The following is an 18034-nucleotide window of genomic DNA, read 5'->3' as shown; positions in this document are numbered from 1 at the left end:
GGGACGCGATCGGCGCTCCGCTAACCGTTCAGACGGCAGGTCGTCATGCCTGACCGCGCCTCACGGCTCCATTTGCCTTCACACAGCTCGAAGCGGAGTGCTTCGCGGCACAACAGGCCGTACAGGCCTTCGGCGCAGCGTTCGGCGGCACGCCGGCGGTAAAGCTCGTCGACGGCAGTCGGCGCAGCGGTGCGACGCATCGCGGTTCTCGTGACTTCCTGCTTGCGCGCGTCCTCGCGCGGCGGCGTGCGCCTGTGCGTCGCAGCGGGGGGCGGGACGGGTGGGGTTGCCTGTGCCTGTTCCGCGCGATCGATTCCGGACGCCGGCGATTGCGCGGCGATCAGGAGCGCGATTGGATCGGCCGGCTCGACGGTGGGGACGGGTTCGACCGGCTCGGCAATGGCGACCGGCGCGGCTGGCAATGGCGCGGGGAGGCTGTGCGGGGTGGCGCTGTCGGTCGCCGGTTTGGCTGGCACCGCAGGCGCATTCCATTGCCACGCCGCCAGGCTGACCATGCCCAGCAGCGCCAGGGCGATGGCGGGCCCGTAGCGGCGCGCGGACTGCCTGCCCGGGCGCGCGGCTGGCCGAATGGGCGCATCCGGGCCCGCGCGACGCGATTCGCTTGCCCGCGGAACCTCGTCGACCGGGGAGGTCCGATGCGCGCTGTCGGCGGTCGCCAGTCGCTGACCGCAATGCCCGCAATAGGCTGCGCTGGTCTTGTTCAATGCGTCGCAGCGCGGACAGGCGAACACATCGCCCCTGGCCGACAGCAGCTCGGCCAGATCGGCGCTGCTGGCGCCGAACTGGCTGTGTATCGCCTTTGCCTCTTGCTGCGCCGGTGCGGCCTGGGCCGTGCCGCACGCGCTGCAGAAGCGGGCGCTGGCATGCAGCCGAGATCCGCAGGTGGGGCAGCAGAGCGGGGTGGGCCCGGCAGGTGAAGCGCAGAAATTCCGGCTCAAATTGACTCTCCGACAGCGCACTACAACGGCGGCATGATGCCGCGAGAACGCCCGGTCGGCCACTGGCTGCAGCCTGCCCGGCCCGCAGCCTAGGCCGCCTCGTCCCATCTCGGGTCTTGCGGCGCGCACGGCGAAGCCGCCGGCGCGGGCACGAGGGCAATGCCACGCTCGCGCAGCGCCGCGTCGATCAGGCTGAAGACTTCGTTGCGACAGACCGGCTCGCGGTCGTGCTGGGGGATCCAGTATTTCACCCGATACGTGATTCCCTGGGGCCCGTACTGCACCACCTGCACTTCCGGCGCCTTGCCTGCGACGATGCTTTCCGCCCCGGACAGCGCCTTGCGTATCAGTTCCTTGGCTGCGGCGACGGGCAGATCCACCGGCAGCGTCAATTCCACGTTGTCGCGGTATTCCTTGCGCGGCGCGCTGAGGTTCGTGATGCGCTGGCGCGAGATCTGGCTGTTGGGCAGGATCACATAGGTGCTGTCGCGCGTGACCAGCCGAGTCGTGCGCCAGCCGATCTCCTGCACGCGCCCCTGAGCGAGCGTTTCGATGCGCACCCAGTCACCGATGCGGAATGGCGCCTCGATGCCGAGCGCGATCCCCGACAGCGTGTCGGCCACCACGTTGCGGATGGCGAATCCCAGCACGGCCAGCACCAGGCCCGACCCGGTGAGGATGCCGGACAGGTCCTGGCGGAACAGCAGCGACAGGCTGATCAGGGTGGCCAGCGCGAACAGGGCCACGCTCAGCAGATCCAGCAGCACCCTGGGCACCGGTCGGCGTCCCGTGCGATGTCGCAGGAGCTGTGCGGCAACCAGGGTGTGGATGAGGCGGGCTCCGCTGAACGTGGCCAGGGCAATGGCGGCCTGGCGCAGCGGCCCGAGCCAGCCGTGCACCACGTGATTCGGCCACAGCACCTGCGCCAGCGGCTCCACGAACACGGCAATCAGCATCAGGATGGTGAAGCCCGCCGCAGCGCGCAGCGAAGACGAAATGGGCTTCACCGGATCGGCGGCCTTCATGGCAACTCCCCACGCGAACGACGATCCGGGGCGGCTCGGGCCAGGCGTTGGGCGTGGCGCCGAGCAAGGGTGTCGCCGTCCTTCGTCGCCACAGCCCTGGCTGCCGGATGCAGCAGGCTGCCGGCGTGGAGCTGGGCGAGGCTCCAGCCGTGGCCGAGGAGGATCATGCGGATGTCGAGTTCGTTGGCCCGCTCGGGCGGAACAGTCGTGCCGAGGTCGTGCATGCGCTTGTCGCGCAGGGCGACCCAGCGCAGCGGGTGGCGGCGGGCAAGGGCGCGCCACAGGGCGTGCGCGCCTGCGGACTGGCGGGCACCGCTGACGAGACAGAAGCCGCGGCCGAGCGCCCAGTCGTACACCGCGCTGGCGATGCCGCGGCCGCGGTAGGCGGGTGCGTACTTCGAGTGCGGCGAACGAACATGGCGGTCGGTGCGGCGGTCGACCTCGATCAGGCGGCTGAATACGGTGTAACCGGCCAGGCAGCCGCGAGTCGTGTCCTCCACATACACATAGTGCTCGCCGTCGGCTTCGCGGTGGTGCAGGATCAGGCCGGGCAGCGGCGCGGGCAGGCGGGTGCAGGCGTTCATCGGGTCAGCCGCGGTGTGCAGCCGGCGGTGGAGGGCGTCGAGTTCGACTTCGATGTTTTCGTCCGGCTGGTTCACGTCGATGCGCAGTTCCGTGCGCGTCGGCTGCACCAGCCGGCCAAGGCGGGCGGCGAGCGCGGCACGGAGCACGCGCAGCGGCGGCTGCGGGAAGGCGGGGGCCGAGCGCGGGGAGAAGATGGACGGCTGGCACAGGGCGATGGCGTTCATGCCCGTTCCTCCGCTCGGCATGCCACCGGGCCGGACCACCAGCCGCTCATCAGCGCGTCGGGGCGCTGTGCCGCGCTCACCTGCGCGCAGCGCTCCCAGGCTTCCATGCGCACGTCGAGGCCGGCAAACACGCCGTAGCCGCTGCCTGCGCGGATCGCCTCGCCGGCGCTCAGGCTCTCGCCGGCGCGGATCGCACCGCCCGCCACTATCACCCCGACCGCCTTGACGCCCCAGCCGGCCTCGAGATGCATGCCGACCTCGATCGAGCCACCCGCGACCACGCCCTGGCCGGCGCGCAAGCTGGTCTCGACGCGGATGTCGCCGCCCGCCTGCAGGCCCTTGGCGCAACGCATGTCTTCAGCCACTTGCACATCGAGGCCGACGGTGGCATTGCCGGCAATGTGCAGCCGGCCGCCACAGCGCAGATCCCATCCAGTGCGCAGCCCGCCGTCGCAGTGCAGTGTGCCGGCGCAATCCACGCCCCAGCCGGCGCGCAGGTCGCCACCGACCGTCACGCGAGCCTCGGCACGGATACCGCCTTCCACGTGCACATCGCCGCCCACGCCCAACTCGCCGCCGACGCGCATGCCGCCGCCGACGCGCAGCGAACGGCCGACGCGGACGATGCCGTCGACGTCCACGCCGCCGCGCACCTCGAGCGTGCCGGCGAACACGACCGCATCGGCCTCGATAGCATCGACCACGCGCACCTCGTCGGTGGGGCCGAACTGTTCGAGCAGCCAGCAGGCGTCGCCGACGCGGCCGGCGGCCACCATCGTGTCGAGCAGGTCCTGGTAGTTGCCGCCTTCGCCGAACTGGCGGACGAACCAGCGGAATCCATCGGTGCAGGGCCGCTTCGCCCTGACGAAACTGCGTGTGAGAACCATTGCATCACCCTCGTGCGTTGCACCGCCGCGCATGTGGCGCGGCGCTTCGGATGCAGCCCTGCGGGGGAAATGCCGATGGCCGGGGTGGCCCCGATGGACCGGGGCCGGACCGCGCTGGCGGTCGATGAGCGGGAGTTATGGACCATGGCCCGCGGCGGCTGCACGTTGAACGGGATGCGCGGTGTGCGCGTCCCGGGCAAGGTGCCGTGCGGGGGTGGGGCTCAGCCCCGGTGGTGTCCCCGCACGGCCTGAGAAAGCACGGCGGGAGACCCTGTGACCTTGAATGCGAGCTGGGTCGCGAGGCCGCGCAGTGGCGACATCATGCTGCGCGCACGCACGCGTCCACCCGCGCGCAGCGGTGCGCGGCAGCGGGCGAAGCGGCGGTGGGCAGGCAGGGTCATGCGACGCTCGATCGACGAGAAAGGCAAGACTTTAGCACAAAATACAAGCACTTAGGCCCGCCGTTGCGCGACAGAGATTCGCTTGCTCGATCAACGCAGCGCATCGCCCTGCGGTGAGTTCTACCGCGGTCGCGGACCCGCTGACATCCGGTATGGAGGCCCCCATGGCCAAGCTGGTAGCATCCCGGCTCTTCCGCAACGACAAATGAGGATGGCCGTCGGCCTTTCGTCATCATGAAGCCCGCCCAGCACCCCACCGCCCTCCGCACCCAGCGCCTCCTCGCCGAGGCCGGCATCGACACCCAGGTCGTCGAGTTCGAGCAGCCGACGCGCACCAGCGCCGAAGCGGCGGCGGCCATCGGTTGCACGGTGGCGGAGATCGCCAAGTCGGTGGTGTTTCGTGCCAAGCAAAGCGGCGGTGCGGTGGTCGTTGTCGCGTCGGGGGACAACCGGGTGTGCGAGGACAAGGTGGCGCGCCTGGTGGGAGAGAAGCTGGGGCGGGCCGATGCCGATTTCGTGCGCGCGGCGACCGGCTACGCCATTGGCGGCGTGGCGCCGCTGGGGCACGCCGGGCCGGTGAGGCTGCTGCTCGATGCCGACCTGCAGCGCTTCGCGCGCATCTGGGCGGCGGCGGGGACGCCGTTTTCGGTGTTTCCGCTCACGCCGGGGCCGTTGGCGGCGCTGACCGCAGCGGCCTGGACCGACATCCGGCAGGAGGCCTGACCCGAAGCCGCTGAAATCCGCTCTGGAGACTGAAGGTGGCGACTGTCCTTTCCTGCGCCATGTCCTTGCCCGCCGCTTTCCGGCGCAGGGAAATCCTGGCCTTTCACCGGCGCGATGCGCAGGAGATCGCCGAGGCCGTTGCCGAATCGGAAACCGACGCCTTGCTGCGCAAGGGGCTGGTGTGGAACGGTGCCCCCGCGCATCTGCAGGTGCGTTTCCGTGCGGACTGCGTCGAGGCGTCGATGGTGATCGACGGTGCGGGCGATGCCGCGGGGGCGGAGCGCTTCGAAGCCATGTTGGATCGCATGCTGGGCCTGGCGCAGGATGTGGACGCCTTCGAGCGGCAGCACCGCGACCATCCGCAGATCGGTGTCCTGATCGTGCGCCAGGCCGGCTTGCGCGTGCCGGTGGCGACGACGCCGTTCGAGGCGCTGACCTGGGCCGTCACCGGGCAGCAGATCAGCTTGGGCGCGGCGGTGTCCTTGCGGCGCAAGCTGATCCTGGCGGCCGGCGTGCGCAATGCGGGCGGCCTGATGTGCTATCCGGACGCGGGCCGGGTCGCCGCCCTATCGGTGGATGTGCTGCGCCAGGCGGGCTTTTCCAACGCCAAGGCGAACACCCTGCTCACCGTGGCGCGCCTCGCCGCGGACGGCGGCTTGCCGCTCGACGCCTGGCTGCATGCGCCCCCGGTCGACGAGATCCGCCGGCGGCTGCTGGAGGTGCGCGGCGTCGGTCCGTGGACGGTCGACTACACGCTGCTGCGCGGCTTCGGCTGGATGGACGGCTCCCTGCACGGCGATGCCGCGGTGCGGCGCGGGCTGCAGGCCTTGCTCGGCCGCGAGGACAAGATCGCGGAGAACGAAGCGCGCTCCTGGCTCGCCCCGTTTTCGCCCTGGCGCGCGCTGCTCGCCGCGCACCTGTGGGCGGCAGGGGCATCGGCTGCGCCTTGAGGGGCAGGGGAATGTGGACGCGGAGCAACCATCAATTCGGCACGCTGAATGCCCGTGATGAGCTGACGGTTGTCGGGCTGCCTGTCGTCGGCTGATTTCCCGAGGCGCGTGATATCACACCGACGCTTCGTTCTTCGATTCCTGATGGTTCGATCGAGTCAGGCGTTGGAACCGGATTCTGAGTACCTGGACAATTCGGATTCGATAGCCAAACGCAACGAAGGCAAATGCATCGTGACCACATTCCAGACGAGAATCAGGTCAACGCCAAGATATTGGTGCGCGAGCACGTTACGAAAGCCGGCTACCTGCCGCCATGGAATCGTGGCGTGTCGTGCTGCGAGATCCTCCGCCCCGATGTCCTTCACCGCCTGACCGATGACCTCCAGGTTTCGGATGACGGCGTCCTGAGTCCTCGCGTCCGCCAGGAAGGCGTTCTTGCCGTCGACCGTAAAGTCGGCGATGCGGTCGAGGCAAAGCAGGATGTGCCGCAGGAGCACCGCCGGGTTGCGGCTCACAAGGCGCGCGCCTCACCGAGGATACGATCGCGCAGGAACGGGCTGACGCCATTGGGAGTGACGACGTCTGCACGGCGGCCGAGCATGGCCTCGATGTCCTGCTGCAGCCCGATCAGGTCGAGGAGGGAAGCATCGGGTTCGAACTCGACCAGGAAGTCGATATCCGAGTCGGGGCGGTCTTCGCCGCGGGCCACTGAGCCGAAGACGCTCAGGCTGCGGGCCTTGTGTGCAGCCGCGGTGCTGAGTAGTTCGGTACGGCGGCGACTGAGTTCCTCGTAAGTGGTCATCGGTGTGTCCCCAGCGAAGCTTCGTCTGAAGTGTAGCGACTCGACGGGTGGGGCGCACGCCTGTGATCGCATTGCGTCCTCACGCGTCAGTGTCACTGCTGTGCGTTGCCGTCCTTCTGGTAGTTGGGCGAGCGCGGACCATACAGCATGCCGTTGGGCCGACCGGCGGCGAGCAGGCGGTTGCTGGTGATGCCGGCGACCGGGTGGGACTGGTTGGTGACGCTCTCCACGATCTGGCTCACCACCGCCTGCACCAGCAGGCCGACGAGGCCGCCACTGGAATTGCGGCCCTCGGCGCTGGAGGCGGTGGCGGAGCCCTGCCACAGCAACTGCTCCGAGCGCAGATCGATCAGCCTGGCCTCTGCGGTGACGCGGCTCTCGCTCGCGAACACCGCATAGGTGGTGCCGTACTGCTTGATGTCGATGTACAGCGCGGCATCGGCGCCGAAGATCTCGCGCAGCTTCTGCAGCTTCACGTCGTGCATCTCGGCCGGGTTGTGCAGGCCGTTCTGGTGGAAAGTCTCGTCCACCAGGCTGACCGGAAGCACGTAGTAGCCCGATTCCGCCAGCGGCAAGGTGACCTGCGACAGCATGCTGTAGCTGGCGCCCACGTCCGGCGAGCTGTTGAGCGGCGGCAGCACGAGGATGGAAGTCGGCCGGCTCTGCTTGAAGGCGCTGTAATCGTAGGAAGGCCCGGGTGCGGCGCAGCCGGTGGCGAGAAGGGCGGCGGCCGTGGCGGCAAGGGCAGCCCGGGGAAGGTGGGCCTTGAGGGTCGGGGTTCGCATCATCGAGCGCCTCATTTCTCACGTTTGAACTTGCCCAGCAGGAAGTCCATGTAGGACGCGCCTTCCGGGTAGAGGGCCTTCTCGGCCTCGAAATACTTCAGCATCTGGTCCGTCTGTTCGCCTTCGGCGTAGAGCAGGCCGAGGTGGGCGTTGTAGCCGGGCGGCACGGGCTTGCCGGCGGCGCGCGCCTTCTCGATGCCTGCCTCGAGGGCAGCGATCTGCTCCTGCGGCCCTTTCTCCTTGGTGAAGTGGCCATACAGCGCGGGCTGGTAGTCGCCCCAGTAATACAGCGGCTGCGGCCCGGTGGCGCAGCCGGCAAGGAGCAGGGCGCCCGCGAGCGGAAGGCCGGTCGCGAACCGGGCGAGGGAAAGGCGCTTCATCGTCGGTTTCCGCATCGATCCGTTCAGCGGCCGGGCTGCCAGGCGCCGGACTGGATGCCTTCGACCAGGCGATTCACCGCCTCGCGCATGGCGAGGTCGAGCACCTTGCCGTTGAGCGTGGAGTCGTAGCTGGCAGTGCCGCCGAAGCCGATCACCTCGCGGTTGTCCAGGCTGTACTCGCCGGCGCCCTGGGTCGAGTAGATGACTTCCGAAGTCTCGACGTTGACCACGTTCAGATTGACCTTGGCATAGGCGACCTGCGACTTGCCGCGGCCGAGGAGGCCGAACAACTGCTTGTCGCCGGTTTCCTTGCGGCCGAACTCGGTGACGTCGCCGGTGATGACGTAGCTGGCGCCCTTGATGTTCTGCGCCGACTTGGCGCGCGCCGCCTCCTGCTTGATCTCCTGCATGTTGTCGCGGTCGAGCACGTTGAAGCGGCCGGTCTGCTGCAGGTGGGTGATCAGGATCGTCTTGGCCTGGCTGCCGAGGCGGTCGACGCCGTCGCTGAAGATGCCGCGCATGAAACTCGAGCGGTTGTCGAACTTGCCCACGGCGATGAGGCTGCGCGGTCCGTTGTATGTGGTGCCTGCGGAAGCGACTTTGGCCACTTCCAGCGTGCGCGATTGTTCGGTGGCGCAGCCGGCGAGCAGGGCGGCACTGCCGATCAGGAGGGCAGCGGCGGCGGCGTTTCGGAAGGTCGAGTTTCGGGGAGTCGAGTGTCGGAAGGTCGAAGTGCGAGACATGAGGTGGGCTCCGATGCATGTCGAATGAACATTGACCAATTCTGCCGGAAGGGTTTGGGTGCTGCCATGATCCAGCTCACAAGGGATGCAGTTCGCGTGACCCGGACGGCCGCCGGCGAGGCCTGGCGGACAAAGGTGGTTCCCGCCGGGGGCGACAGTCGTCGTACACTCGGTGCGGAACGACCGATCAATCACAGCAGCCGGAGGATTCGATGGACCAGAGCAATGCACTCACGGATGCGGCCAAGGCGCTGTTCGAGCGCGCGGCGGCGGGTTTCATCCGCGCCGCCGAGGGCGGCCGCTACGACGCCTACTGCGCCGGCCAGTTGCGCGCGCTCGAGGAACTCAAGCTGGTCGAGGCCGCGCGCGTCGAGGCGGTGCTGCGGCCGGGTGCGCACCGGCTGTGCGGGTGCTGGTTTTGAGCGCGGATTTCGCCGCGCTCGATGCGGCCGGGTTGAACCTGCAGGCCGTCCTCGACCTTGCCGACCTTCCGCCGCAGGTTGTTGCCGACTTGCGACGCGACTTCGCACCTGCGCACGCCTGTCGCCAGATCATCCTGATCGGCAACGCCGGCCGTGCGATGTGGACGGCACTGCGGGCGGCGGGCGTCGAGTCCGACGACCCGATCGACGACTTCAGCGTGCGCACGGTCATGCAGTGGTTTGCCGCGCAGTTCCCGGGGCACTGCTGCACGCTGCTGTACCCGGGCGACAAGCCGCTCGGCCTGCAGACGCTCGGCCGGCTCGCCGGCTGGCATCAGCCGACGCCGTTCAAGCTCGGCATCCTGCCGCAGTGGGGCTCGTGGTTCGGCTACCGCGCCGCCTTGCTCACCGACACCGACCTGGCGCCGACTGCGCCGCTGCAGATGGCGTCGCCGTGCGCATCGTGCGCCGGGCGGCCGTGCATCGCCGCCTGTCCGGCGCAGGCGATGGCGGATGGGGAATTCGTGCTCGACAAGTGCGCCCGCTACCGCCTGCAGCCGGATTCGCGCTGCCGCACGGCCTGCGTGGCGCGCGACGCCTGCCCGGTGGGCCGCGAACACCGCTACGACGAGGAGCAAGTGCGGCATTCGTACTCGGTGTCGCTGCGCGCGATCGAGCAGTATTGCCGGCCGGCCTGAGGGTGGCGGGCGACATCCGGCCGACGACATCCGGCCGGCTTAGCCTGCGACTTTCCGGACGATCGAGTCGTTCAGCACCAGCGTGTCGAGATCGGTGCGGGCAAACATCCGCACTGCCTCCGCCGGCGTTCTCACGATCGGAAATCCGCTCTCGTTGAACGAAGTGTTGAGGAGGGCGCCCAGGCCCGAGGCGGCGCCGAACGCGGCGAGGAGGCGGTGGTAGCGGGCATTGTCCGCAGCCGCGCAGACCTGCGCTCGGTTCGTGCCGTCGACATGCATGGCGGCGCGCACCGCGTCGCGTGCTTCGTCGCGCACATTCGCCACCATCTGCATCCATTTCGACGGCGCCGGCAGCGCCGCGGGCAGCTCCATGCAGCGGTGGGCGTGCTCGGCAGCAACGGAGAAGGCATAGGGCCGGAAACCGGCTCGGCTCTTGATGCTCCGGCTCAGGCGGCGCGCCACGTCGACACGGCTGGGGTCGGCGAGCAGCGAGCGGTTGCCGAGTGCGCGCGGCCCGATCTCGTAGTTACCCTGATACCAGCCGACGACCCTGCCGGCTCTCAGATCCGCCACCACCGTGGCGACGAGATCGTCGACATGCCGATGGCGCTGGATGTCCAGCCGCAGGTCGCGCAGCGAGGGTGCGCCAGGCGGGCGGTACGCCTCCCACTGCTCGAGGTCGATCGCCGACAGCATGGCGATCTCCTCCTCCTCGTCATGGCTGCTGCCGAGATAGGGATGCAGCTCGAGCGGTGGCACCGGGTGGTCGCGAAAGGCGCCAAAGGCCGCCGCACCGAGCGCCGCGCCGCCGTCGCCGGGGTCAGGCGGCACGTACAGGCGCGAGAATGGCGAACGTTGCAGCAGGACGCTGTTGGCCACGCAATTGAGCGCGACGCTGCCGGCCAGGCACAGGTTCGTGAGCCCCGTCAGCCGGTGCAGCCGCTGCGCCAGATGAAGCAATGCCTCTTCCAGCGCGCGCTGGATGCTGGCGGCGATGTCGGCGTAGCGCTGGTGGTCCGGCCCGACGGCGACGGGCCCGGTGGCCAGGGTGTCGAACGGGAGTGGGTCGCGGGCGCCGCGCGGACGCCCGAACAGCGCGAGGAAGGCGGACGTGTACGGGACGTCGCCGCACGGGTCGAGATAGCGTGGGTCGATCTCGTAGCTGCCGTCCGTCTGCAGCCGCAGGATCCTGCCGACCTGCTCGAGATGGCGCGGCCGGCCGAAGGAGGCGAGCGCCATGACGCTCGATTCGCCGTCGTCGGGCTGGAAGCCGAGGAAGGCGGTGAAGGCGGAATACAGCAGCCCGAGGGAGTGCGGATGGGGGATGTCCTGCAGCAGCCGCATCTCCAGGGTTTCGCCCTTGCGGCCATGGAACAGCGCGGTGCTCGTGCCCGCGCCGGCCGAATCCACGACCAGCACCGCCGCTTCGTCGAAGGGCGCGCCGATGAACGCCTGGCAGGCATGGCTCAGATGATGCGGGCAGAACGCTACCCGCGACGGTGGGATGTGCAGGCGCCGGCTCAGTTCGTCGCGCAGCCGCAGGCGGGCGAGTGTCCCATCCTCAGCGCGGGTGGCCGTCGGTCCGGTGCGCGTATCGCCGGCCCGCGCTGCGAGTGCGTCATCCGGCACCTCGTGCAAGACCACCGCGTCCAGCTCTTCGCTCGTCAGCCCCGCACGGCGCAGGCAATCGGCGATGGCGAGCGCGGGGAAGCCGCGGTCGTGCTTGATGCGGGTGTAGCGCTCTTCCGCCCCCGCGAAGAGCCTGCCGTCCGCGATCAGCGCGGCCGAGGCGTCATGACAGAAGGCCGAGATGCCGAGGACGTTCATTCTGGGAACTCTGAGTTCGACGCATTCCTGCGGGTTTTCCGCAGCGGCTTTCAATCATATTCTGCTCCGCAGGCGATCGGCCCAAGACAACCTCATCCTGCGCGAGCGGGTCATGCGTTTCGGCGCGCACGAAGACGACTATCCGGGAACCGTCGGGGGGTCGCAGGGCGCCAGCACGATTTCCGGCAGGACCACCCGCCATTCTTCGACCTTCGCCGCGTCGCGCCACTGCGAATCCTGTATCTGCGCACGCGTGCGATGCACGATCGCGGCGACGGTGACGCGCAAGACCTGACCTGGCGGCAGGTTGAAACGAGCGGCGAGCCGGCCCACAACGATGCCGGAGGACGTCACGAGCCGGTGGCGGCCATTGTCGGTGAGCCATTGCAGCGAGTCGCCATGGCGGAGCAAGTCGATGGCGCGGTGCACCGGGTGGCCGGCCGGCTGGCGCCCCGCAAAACCGAGGTCGACGTCGGCAAGACCGGGTGCAAGGTAGAGGCGGCCCAACTCCGGCCGGCAATCGAGCTGCGCCGGCAATGGCGCGCGCAGCAGGCCTTCGCCGCCCAATGCCGGCGAGAAAGGGTTGGTGTCGGCGCTTCCTTCGCACAGGACCAGGTTGTCACGCGCGCGGGTCATGCCGACGTAGTAGAGGCGGCGCTCGTCCGGTGCCGCGCTGCGCCAATCGCCGCCGTCCAGCAGCGCGACATGGCGGAATTCGCGGCCTTTCGCTCCGTGCACGGTCGACAGCACCAGACGGCCGCGCTCGCTGCGGCGGGCCTCGTTGCCGAACTCGTACAGCGCCTCGATGACGATGCCGGTTGGGACGCGGCCTTCGGGCCAGCTTGTGTGCAGTTCGTCAAGGAACTCGGCGAGCAGTCCCAGCCAGGGATCGTCGGCGCCGGTGCCGCCAAAGCGCCGCGCGAACCAGCGCAGCAGCGCTGCCGCGCGTAGCCGCCGGCGAGGCCGGGCATTGAGCAGGTCGAGCAGGGCGCGCGCCTCGCGCGTCTGGTGCAGGCGGGGCTGGCTGGCGTCGCGTTCGCTGGAGCAGTAGGGCACGCCTTCCAGTTCGCACCATGCGCGGATCGGCGCCAGGCTTGCGCGGTTGCGCGCGAGCACGGCGAACTCCGACCAGTCGGCGCCGGAATCGAGCGTCTTCAGCCGCGACAGCGCCGCCATCACGATCGCGGCCTGGGCGCGCAGGTCGCGCGGCACCGCCAGCACCTGAACGCGCCCCCCGGCGATTGCGTCCAGCCGGGCCCAGCGGCCGCCAGGAGCATCATTGCGCCGCGTATGGTTGATGCGGATCGAGTGATCCGCCTTGAGCCGTCCCGGGCTGCCGGCGATCACCGCGTTCGCGGCGGCAATGATGTGGGCGGTGGAGCGGTAGTTCTCCACCAGATAGTCGGTACCGGCCTCGTAGTCGGTCTGGAAGCGCTGGATGAATTCGTTGCTGGTGTGGCGGAAGGCGTAGATGTTCTGGTCGTCGTCGCCCACCGCGAGCAGCGTCAGGCGTGCATCCCCATCCGCCAGTCGACGCCCGGCGAGCGCGGCAATCAGGCCATACTGGCGCGCGTCGATGTCCTGGTACTCGTCAACGAGGATGTGGCGGTAGCCTGCCAGCAGCCGTTCGCGCAGTTCGTCGCCGTCATTGGCGTCTTCGCCGCGGCCTTCGAGCAATGCCAGCGCGCGATCAAGGATGGCGTCGAAGTTCGCTTCCGCGCCGTGTGTTGCCAGCCCGGCGAGGCTGGTGCCGGTCAGGCGCAGCGCGAGCGCATGGTAGGTCAGCACGGTGACGCCGGCGGCGTCGGCACCGGCAAGCGCACGCAGGCGCTGGCGAATCTCGGCCGCTGCTGCGCGGTTGTAGGCCAGCACCAGAATGCCGCGCGCCGGCTCGCGCGCCACGCGCACCAGGTACGCGACGCGATGCACGATGACGCGGGTCTTGCCCGACCCGGGGCCGGCGAGGATCAGCCGGTTGCCGTCGGCCTTTGCCGAGACGATGGCTTCCTGCAGCGGGTGGCGAAGATCCTCGACGATGCGGCGCCAGGATTCCTCGGTGGTGGCACGCTCCAGCATCTCGCGCCGGCCGGCGAAATAGCGGCGGGTGAAGGTGATGCGTGGCAGCGTGAAATAGGCGAGTACGAAGGCCAGCGCGTCGGACAGCTTCCTGAGGCCGAGGCGGGCGTATTCCTGGATCACATGGACCTGGAAGGTGCGCTCGCTGTAGTGCTCCTTGAGCGGCTCGAAGTCGCTCGCCGAGAAGCGCCGCCCCTTTTCCTCGGGGCGGATGCGGATCGTCATCGCCGAGCGGAACACGCTCTTGCCGCGGTCGATGATCAGTACGCCGTTGTCGTGAAGGTATAGAAGCCCCGCCTCGATCGCACGCATTTCATCCTTCAGGCCGGGACCGACCTCGGTGTCGGCGCGCAGCGCGGTGCCCAGTTCGGCCATGCTGCAGGCCACGCGAAGGTCGACACCAGGGGGCTGGCCGTCGAGCCGGGCGAGCAGGTTCTGCAGCAGCACCGCGGCGACGGCGCGGCGGCGCCCGCCGATCTCACGGATGCTGCGCCATGGCCGCAGCAGGCGCACACGCAACAGCTCGCGGCGCAGCAGACGCACATCGAACATTGCTCGGCGGCCTGCCTCCTCGCTGCCGAAGGGGCGGGCCAGCGAGCGCATCAGGGTGAGCAGCTCGTCCGGCCGGAAGTCCAGTGCGGCGCGGGTCTTCAGCTCCTGGCACAGGCCGCGCAGGTTCATGTCCTGCCAGTCCGAGCCGGCCGCGCTACCGGCGTCGGCGTCGGGGGCGAGTTCGGGCAGCAGGTCGAGCAGGGCCGACTCCAGTTGCGCGAGGCGCTCGAAACGGGCGGCCGATGCATCCTTGACGCCCTTGCGCAGCAGCACGGTGAGTGCGAGGTCGTTGGAGACGATGCCGAGCTGTTCGAGCTGGTGCAGCATCCGGATGCAGTCCTGGCTTGGCAGGCCGAGCTGCAACATCAGCGTGTCCGTGCTGATGCCTTCGTCGTCGTCGGCGTTGATCAGCGCGCCGACGAGTTCCAGGTGCCGCCGGCACATGTCGTCCGACAGGTTGGCGCGCGCCAGGCGCTTCTCCGCTTCGGCCAGCGAGCCGATGCGCAGGCTGCCCGGAAAGACGCGGGTGTGGTTCTCGTCGCGCTGCACGAAGCGGGCGCGCTCGAGCCACGCGATGGCAGTGCGGACCTTGGTGTCGGCATCGGGGTTCTCGGCTTCGATGGAGGTGTCGATGTCGTCGTCGGCGAGGATCTCGCCGGGGGTGACGACGACCTCGGTGCTCTTCGTGCGCGCGGAGTAGCGCCGCAGCGCGCGCAGGATGCCGGCGATGTCGCGCCGCGAAAGCTGCGAGCGCGCCGCGAGGCCGAACTGCGTCTCGACGTCTGCCTCGTCGTAGAGCAGCACGCAGCGTGAATCCTGGCGGTCGCGCCCGGCGCGGCCGGCTTCCTGCAGGTAGTTTTCGAGCGAGCCGGGAATGTCGGCGTGGATCACGATGCGCACGTCGGGCTTGTCCACGCCCATGCCGAAGGCGTTGGTGGCGACGATCACGCGCAGATCGCCGGCAATGAAGGCGCGCTGTACTTCCTTCTTCACGCCCGGGTCCAGGCCGGCATGGAAGTGCGCACTTGGCCAGCCCATGTCGCGCAGGAAGCCGTCGATCTCCTCGCAGCGCTTGCGGCTTGCGGCGAACACCACCGCGCCGCCGGGGCTGGCGTCGAGTTCGCGTTGCAGCAGGCGATGGATCTCCGGCGACTTCTCGGCCGTGCCCACCTGCATCACCTCGTAGTGCAGGTTGTGGCGCTCGTGGCCGCCGTCAAAGCTGTCGAGCTCGATGCCCAACGCATCGTGGAAATGCTGGCGCAGATCTTTGACCACCTCGCGCTTGGCGGTGGCGGTGAAGCACCAGACCGGCGCCAGGCGATCACGACTGCGCTCGCGGATGAAGCGCGACACGTAAAGATAGTCCGGGCGGAAATCCTGTCCCCATTTCGACAGGCAGTGCGCCTCGTCATACACCCAGGCGCCGATCTCGCGATGGCGGATGGCCTCGGCGAAGGCCGGGTTGCGGAACTGCTCCGGTGACACCAGCAGGATGCCGACGTCGCCGAGCCGCGTCTTGTCGAGCACGTCGCGGCGCTCGGGCAGGCTCAGCATGCCGTTCAGCGTGGCCGCGCTGAAGATGCCCTGCCGCACCAGGTTGTCGACCTGGTCCTTCATCAGCGATTGCAGCGGTGACACGATGATGGTCAGACTGCCGCTGCGCCAGTGGCGCGACAGTGCCGGCAACTGGTAGCAGATCGACTTGCCGCCGCCGGTGGGCAGGATGGCGAGGATGGAGCGGCCAGCGTAGGCGGCATTGACGATGTCCTCCTGCAGCGAATCGCCGTCCGCGTTCGCCGGTTCGGGGCGGAAGGCGTCGAAGCCGAAATAGCGCGACAGTTCGCGGCGCGCATCGAGATAGGTGCGGCAGTACGCGCAGTCGGGTGCGTCGCATGGCGTTTCGCGCAATTGGCGCAGCAACTCGCGCACCTGCGGGTAGTTCAGCCGCACCCAGGGTGGCAGGACCGAGTTGCCGCCGCTGACCCGCAGCCAGGCGAGCAGGTAAGCCAGTGGCAAGGCCAGCGCGGGCTCGGCAAGGCAGTCATCGACCAGCGTGCCGATGCGGGTCGCACAGACCTTGCCGGCGGTGAGGGCCAGCAAGCGTTCGCGCACTTCGCCGGCGGGTGGCGGAACGGCGCGGCGCACGGTCGCGAAGAAGCTGCCGTAGCCCAGCGCCGGGTCGCGCGTCAGCAGGAAGTGGTGGCAGGCCAGCTCCTGCGGAGACTGGGCCTTCAGCGCGGCGAAAGCGTCGAACTGGTCCTGCCACAGCTTCAGTGCGAGCTGGGCATCCTTCAGCGGGCTGCTGCGCGCGTCGCGCACCAGCTTGTAGTCCTTGACCAGGCTGTGATACGGGTTCTGCGGAAAGGCGATGGGCGACAGGATCAGCGTGTCGACCGCGGGGAGTGCGTGCAGGCGTAGTTGCGGCAGGCGTTGCCTCAGCACCGGCAGGTCGTGCTGCACCAGGTTGTGGCCGAGCACGAAGACGGCGCCTTCGGTCAGCGCATCGAGCTGTTCGGCGAGGTCCGGCGTCCGGCCGAGGTTGGCCACCTCGATTTGTGCGCCGGTATCCGGCCGCCATGCTGCCAGCTTGCGCAGGTCCAGGCGGTCGTCGGCGGCTGTCTCGATGTCGAGGCAGAGCGCTTTTGGTGCGAATTTCGGCAAAGGACCGGCTATGCTCATTCCGGCGCGTGTAATCAATCGGACAGCCGATGATGCCATGCTGAGCCGCGGTCGCCGCGGGCGGATGTCATGGAACTGGCGACATCTCCGGGGCGCGGTGAACGCTATCCCGCCCGGGAACCAAGCCCGGGGTCTCACCTCCAACCCGCCGTGGATACCCTGACTCATGCCCTTTCCGGCGCCCTGGTGGGCCGCCTGCTCGCACGTCGCCAGGCGGCGGCGTCGTCTTCATCTGCTTCTTCGGCTGCCGGATCTTCTTTCGCAGCGCTTGGCGGCGTGGCCGCGGCCGTGCCGCCGGTGTGGCAGTTCGTCGTCGCCGGCACCGTGGCAGCGACCTTTCCCGATCTCGATTTCGTGCTCGGCTGGGTGTCGGAGCTCGCCTATCTGCGCGGGCACCGCGGCGTCACCCATTCCATCGTGCTGCTGCCGCTGTGGGGCCTGGCGATCGCCTGGCTGCTGGCGCGGTTTTTTCGGCGACATCGCGGACGCGGCGGGCGGGAGCAGGACTCGGCCGGGGTGCCGAGCTGGCGCTCGTTCTACCTCGTGGTGTGCAGCGCGATCCTGATCCACATCGCCGGCGACCTCATCACCCAGTTCGGCACCATGATCCTGGCGCCGTTCTCCGACCGGCGCTTCGGCATCGGCACCACCTTCATCATCGACCTGGTGTTCACCGGCATCATCGTCGCCGGCCTGACGGCGAGCGCGATCTGGCGGCGCAGCCGGGTACCGGCGGCGATCTCGCTGGTGATGCTGGCCGGCTGGGTGGGCGTGGGATGGATGGGGCGTTCCGAGGCGATCGATGCGGCGCGCGCCTACGCGGCCGCCAACCACATCCCGGTGGTGCAGGTGGATGCCGCGCCGCGGCCGGCTTCGCCCTTCAACTGGACGGCGATCGTGTTCGACGGCGAACGCTACCACTATGCGCACATCAACACGCGGCGCAGCCAAGCGCTGGTGGCTGGCGCCGATGACAGCTTCATCCGTCGGTTCTCCGCGCCCTACCTGCCGGTGGCGCAGGCGCATTGGGAGGTGCGCGAACGCTTCGGCCGTGACGGTACGCGAGCGCTGGCGCAGACGGTGTGGAACGCCGAGGACTTCGCCTTCTACCGCTGGTTCGCGATGTTCCCGGTGCTGGATCACGCCGAGCATGGTGCCGGCGGCAACGCGTGTGCGAACTTCATGGACCTGCGCTTCCTGACGCCGGGGCGCGACGAGATTCCCTTCCGCTACGGGCTATGCAGTCGTGAAGGCGGGTGGCGGCTGTTCGAGCGCATGGTGGACGGGCGGCGGTGGGTCGTCGCACGATGACG

16 protein-coding genes are annotated in these 18034 nt (G+C 69.0%); 5 read left to right on the top strand and 11 right to left on the bottom strand.

The window, feature by feature from the left end; genetic code table 11:
• Window positions 1-20: 20 nt before the first annotated feature.
• The 4 genes from GH664_RS08460 to GH664_RS08445 all read right to left on the bottom strand — a co-directional run bounded on the left by GH664_RS08460 (window position 21) and on the right by GH664_RS08445 (window position 3680).
• A complete protein-coding gene (locus tag GH664_RS08460) occupies window positions 21-959 on the bottom strand; it encodes a zinc ribbon domain-containing protein (RefSeq protein WP_194270358.1) in 939 nt (312 codons plus the stop codon).
• An 89-nt stretch (window positions 960-1048) separates the two neighbouring features.
• Window positions 1049-1984: a mechanosensitive ion channel family protein gene (locus GH664_RS08455; RefSeq protein ID WP_153167651.1), complete on the bottom strand. Its 936-nt coding sequence runs from the start codon at window positions 1982-1984 to the stop codon at window positions 1049-1051.
• Window positions 1981-2793 (bottom strand): hypothetical protein, encoded by an 813-nt coding sequence (locus GH664_RS08450; protein ID WP_228111441.1) that lies wholly within the window; start codon window positions 2791-2793, stop codon window positions 1981-1983. Before GH664_RS08450 ends, GH664_RS08455 begins: the two co-directional genes overlap by 4 nt.
• Window positions 2790-3680: a hypothetical protein gene (locus GH664_RS08445; RefSeq protein WP_153167649.1), complete on the bottom strand. Its 891-nt coding sequence runs from the start codon at window positions 3678-3680 to the stop codon at window positions 2790-2792. Before GH664_RS08445 ends, GH664_RS08450 begins: the two co-directional genes overlap by 4 nt.
• Window positions 3681-4315: 635 nt before the next feature.
• Here GH664_RS08445 and GH664_RS08440 point away from each other — a divergent pair.
• Window positions 4316-4804, top strand: a complete 489-nt coding sequence (locus GH664_RS08440; protein ID WP_153167646.1) for a YbaK/EbsC family protein — start codon at window positions 4316-4318, stop codon at window positions 4802-4804.
• A gap of 35 nt (window positions 4805-4839) precedes the next feature.
• On the top strand, window positions 4840-5754 hold the full coding sequence (locus GH664_RS08435) for a DNA-3-methyladenine glycosylase (protein WP_228111440.1): 915 nt from the start codon (window positions 4840-4842) through the stop codon (window positions 5752-5754).
• A 158-nt stretch (window positions 5755-5912) separates the two neighbouring features.
• On the opposite strand, the gene GH664_RS08430 is transcribed toward GH664_RS08435, so the two are convergent.
• The 5 genes from GH664_RS08430 to GH664_RS08410 form a co-directional block, all read right to left on the bottom strand.
• Window positions 5913-6272 carry a DUF86 domain-containing protein gene (locus GH664_RS08430; protein WP_228111439.1) on the bottom strand — a complete coding sequence of 120 codons (360 nt, stop codon included), beginning with the start codon at window positions 6270-6272 and terminating at the stop codon, window positions 5913-5915.
• Window positions 6269-6559: a nucleotidyltransferase family protein gene (locus GH664_RS08425; RefSeq protein ID WP_153167644.1), complete on the bottom strand. Its 291-nt coding sequence runs from the start codon at window positions 6557-6559 to the stop codon at window positions 6269-6271. The genes GH664_RS08430 and GH664_RS08425 overlap by 4 nt, the downstream gene beginning before the upstream one ends.
• Window positions 6560-6651: 92 nt before the next feature.
• Entirely contained in the window at window positions 6652-7347 is a 696-nt protein-coding gene (locus tag GH664_RS08420; protein ID WP_153167642.1) for a DUF799 domain-containing protein, read from the bottom strand.
• Window positions 7348-7355: 8 nt separating this feature from the next.
• Entirely contained in the window at window positions 7356-7724 is a 369-nt protein-coding gene (locus tag GH664_RS08415) for a DUF4810 domain-containing protein (protein WP_153167640.1), read from the bottom strand.
• Between the two features lie 23 nt (window positions 7725-7747).
• Window positions 7748-8467 carry a CsgG/HfaB family protein gene (locus GH664_RS08410; RefSeq protein WP_228111438.1) on the bottom strand — a complete coding sequence of 240 codons (720 nt, stop codon included), beginning with the start codon at window positions 8465-8467 and terminating at the stop codon, window positions 7748-7750.
• Window positions 8468-8679: 212 nt separating this feature from the next.
• Between GH664_RS08410 and GH664_RS08405 the strand changes: the two genes are divergently transcribed.
• On the top strand, window positions 8680-8889 hold the full coding sequence (locus tag GH664_RS08405) for a hypothetical protein (protein WP_153167639.1): 210 nt from the start codon (window positions 8680-8682) through the stop codon (window positions 8887-8889).
• Entirely contained in the window at window positions 8877-9587 is a 711-nt protein-coding gene (locus GH664_RS08400; protein WP_228111437.1) for a hypothetical protein, read from the top strand. Before GH664_RS08405 ends, GH664_RS08400 begins: the two co-directional genes overlap by 13 nt.
• Before the next feature lie 39 nt (window positions 9588-9626).
• Here GH664_RS08400 and GH664_RS08395 read toward each other — a convergent pair whose 3' ends face one another.
• Together GH664_RS08395 and GH664_RS08390 are read right to left on the bottom strand one after the other, a co-directional pair.
• Window positions 9627-11414 (bottom strand): carbamoyltransferase C-terminal domain-containing protein, encoded by a 1788-nt coding sequence (locus GH664_RS08395; RefSeq protein ID WP_153167636.1) that lies wholly within the window; start codon window positions 11412-11414, stop codon window positions 9627-9629.
• Window positions 11415-11552: 138 nt separating this feature from the next.
• Window positions 11553-16721, bottom strand: coding sequence for a RecQ family ATP-dependent DNA helicase (locus GH664_RS08390; RefSeq protein WP_153167634.1), 5169 nt, complete (start codon window positions 16719-16721; stop codon window positions 11553-11555).
• 150 nt (window positions 16722-16871) lie between these two features.
• On the opposite strand from GH664_RS08390, the gene GH664_RS08385 reads away from it, so the two are divergent.
• Window positions 16872-18032 (top strand): metal-dependent hydrolase, encoded by a 1161-nt coding sequence (locus tag GH664_RS08385; protein ID WP_153167633.1) that lies wholly within the window; start codon window positions 16872-16874, stop codon window positions 18030-18032.
• Window positions 18033-18034 lie beyond the last annotated feature (2 nt).

The sequence above is a fragment of the Thauera sp. 2A1 genome (assembly GCF_009469595.2).
GTDB lineage: Bacteria > Pseudomonadota > Gammaproteobacteria > Burkholderiales > Rhodocyclaceae > Thauera.
This window is presented reverse-complemented; position numbering and strand designations above follow the sequence as displayed.

Coding starts and splice junctions, on each gene's coding strand:
- GH664_RS08455 (WP_153167651.1), bottom strand. CDS start 1,984: ATGAAGGCCGCCGATCCGGTGAAGCCCATTTCGTCTTCGCTGCGCGCT.
- GH664_RS08450 (WP_228111441.1), bottom strand. CDS start 2,793: ATGAACGCCATCGCCCTGTGCCAGCCGTCCATCTTCTCCCCGCGCTCG.
- GH664_RS08445 (WP_153167649.1), bottom strand. CDS start 3,680: ATGGTTCTCACACGCAGTTTCGTCAGGGCGAAGCGGCCCTGCACCGAT.
- GH664_RS08440 (WP_153167646.1), top strand. CDS start 4,316: ATGAAGCCCGCCCAGCACCCCACCGCCCTCCGCACCCAGCGCCTCCTC.
- GH664_RS08425 (WP_153167644.1), bottom strand. CDS start 6,559: ATGACCACTTACGAGGAACTCAGTCGCCGCCGTACCGAACTACTCAGC.
- GH664_RS08420 (WP_153167642.1), bottom strand. CDS start 7,347: ATGATGCGAACCCCGACCCTCAAGGCCCACCTTCCCCGGGCTGCCCTT.
- GH664_RS08415 (WP_153167640.1), bottom strand. CDS start 7,724: ATGAAGCGCCTTTCCCTCGCCCGGTTCGCGACCGGCCTTCCGCTCGCG.
- GH664_RS08410 (WP_228111438.1), bottom strand. CDS start 8,467: ATGTCTCGCACTTCGACCTTCCGACACTCGACTCCCCGAAACTCGACC.
- GH664_RS08405 (WP_153167639.1), top strand. CDS start 8,680: ATGGACCAGAGCAATGCACTCACGGATGCGGCCAAGGCGCTGTTCGAG.
- GH664_RS08395 (WP_153167636.1), bottom strand. CDS start 11,414: ATGAACGTCCTCGGCATCTCGGCCTTCTGTCATGACGCCTCGGCCGCG.
- GH664_RS08390 (WP_153167634.1), bottom strand. CDS start 16,721: ATGAGCATAGCCGGTCCTTTGCCGAAATTCGCACCAAAAGCGCTCTGC.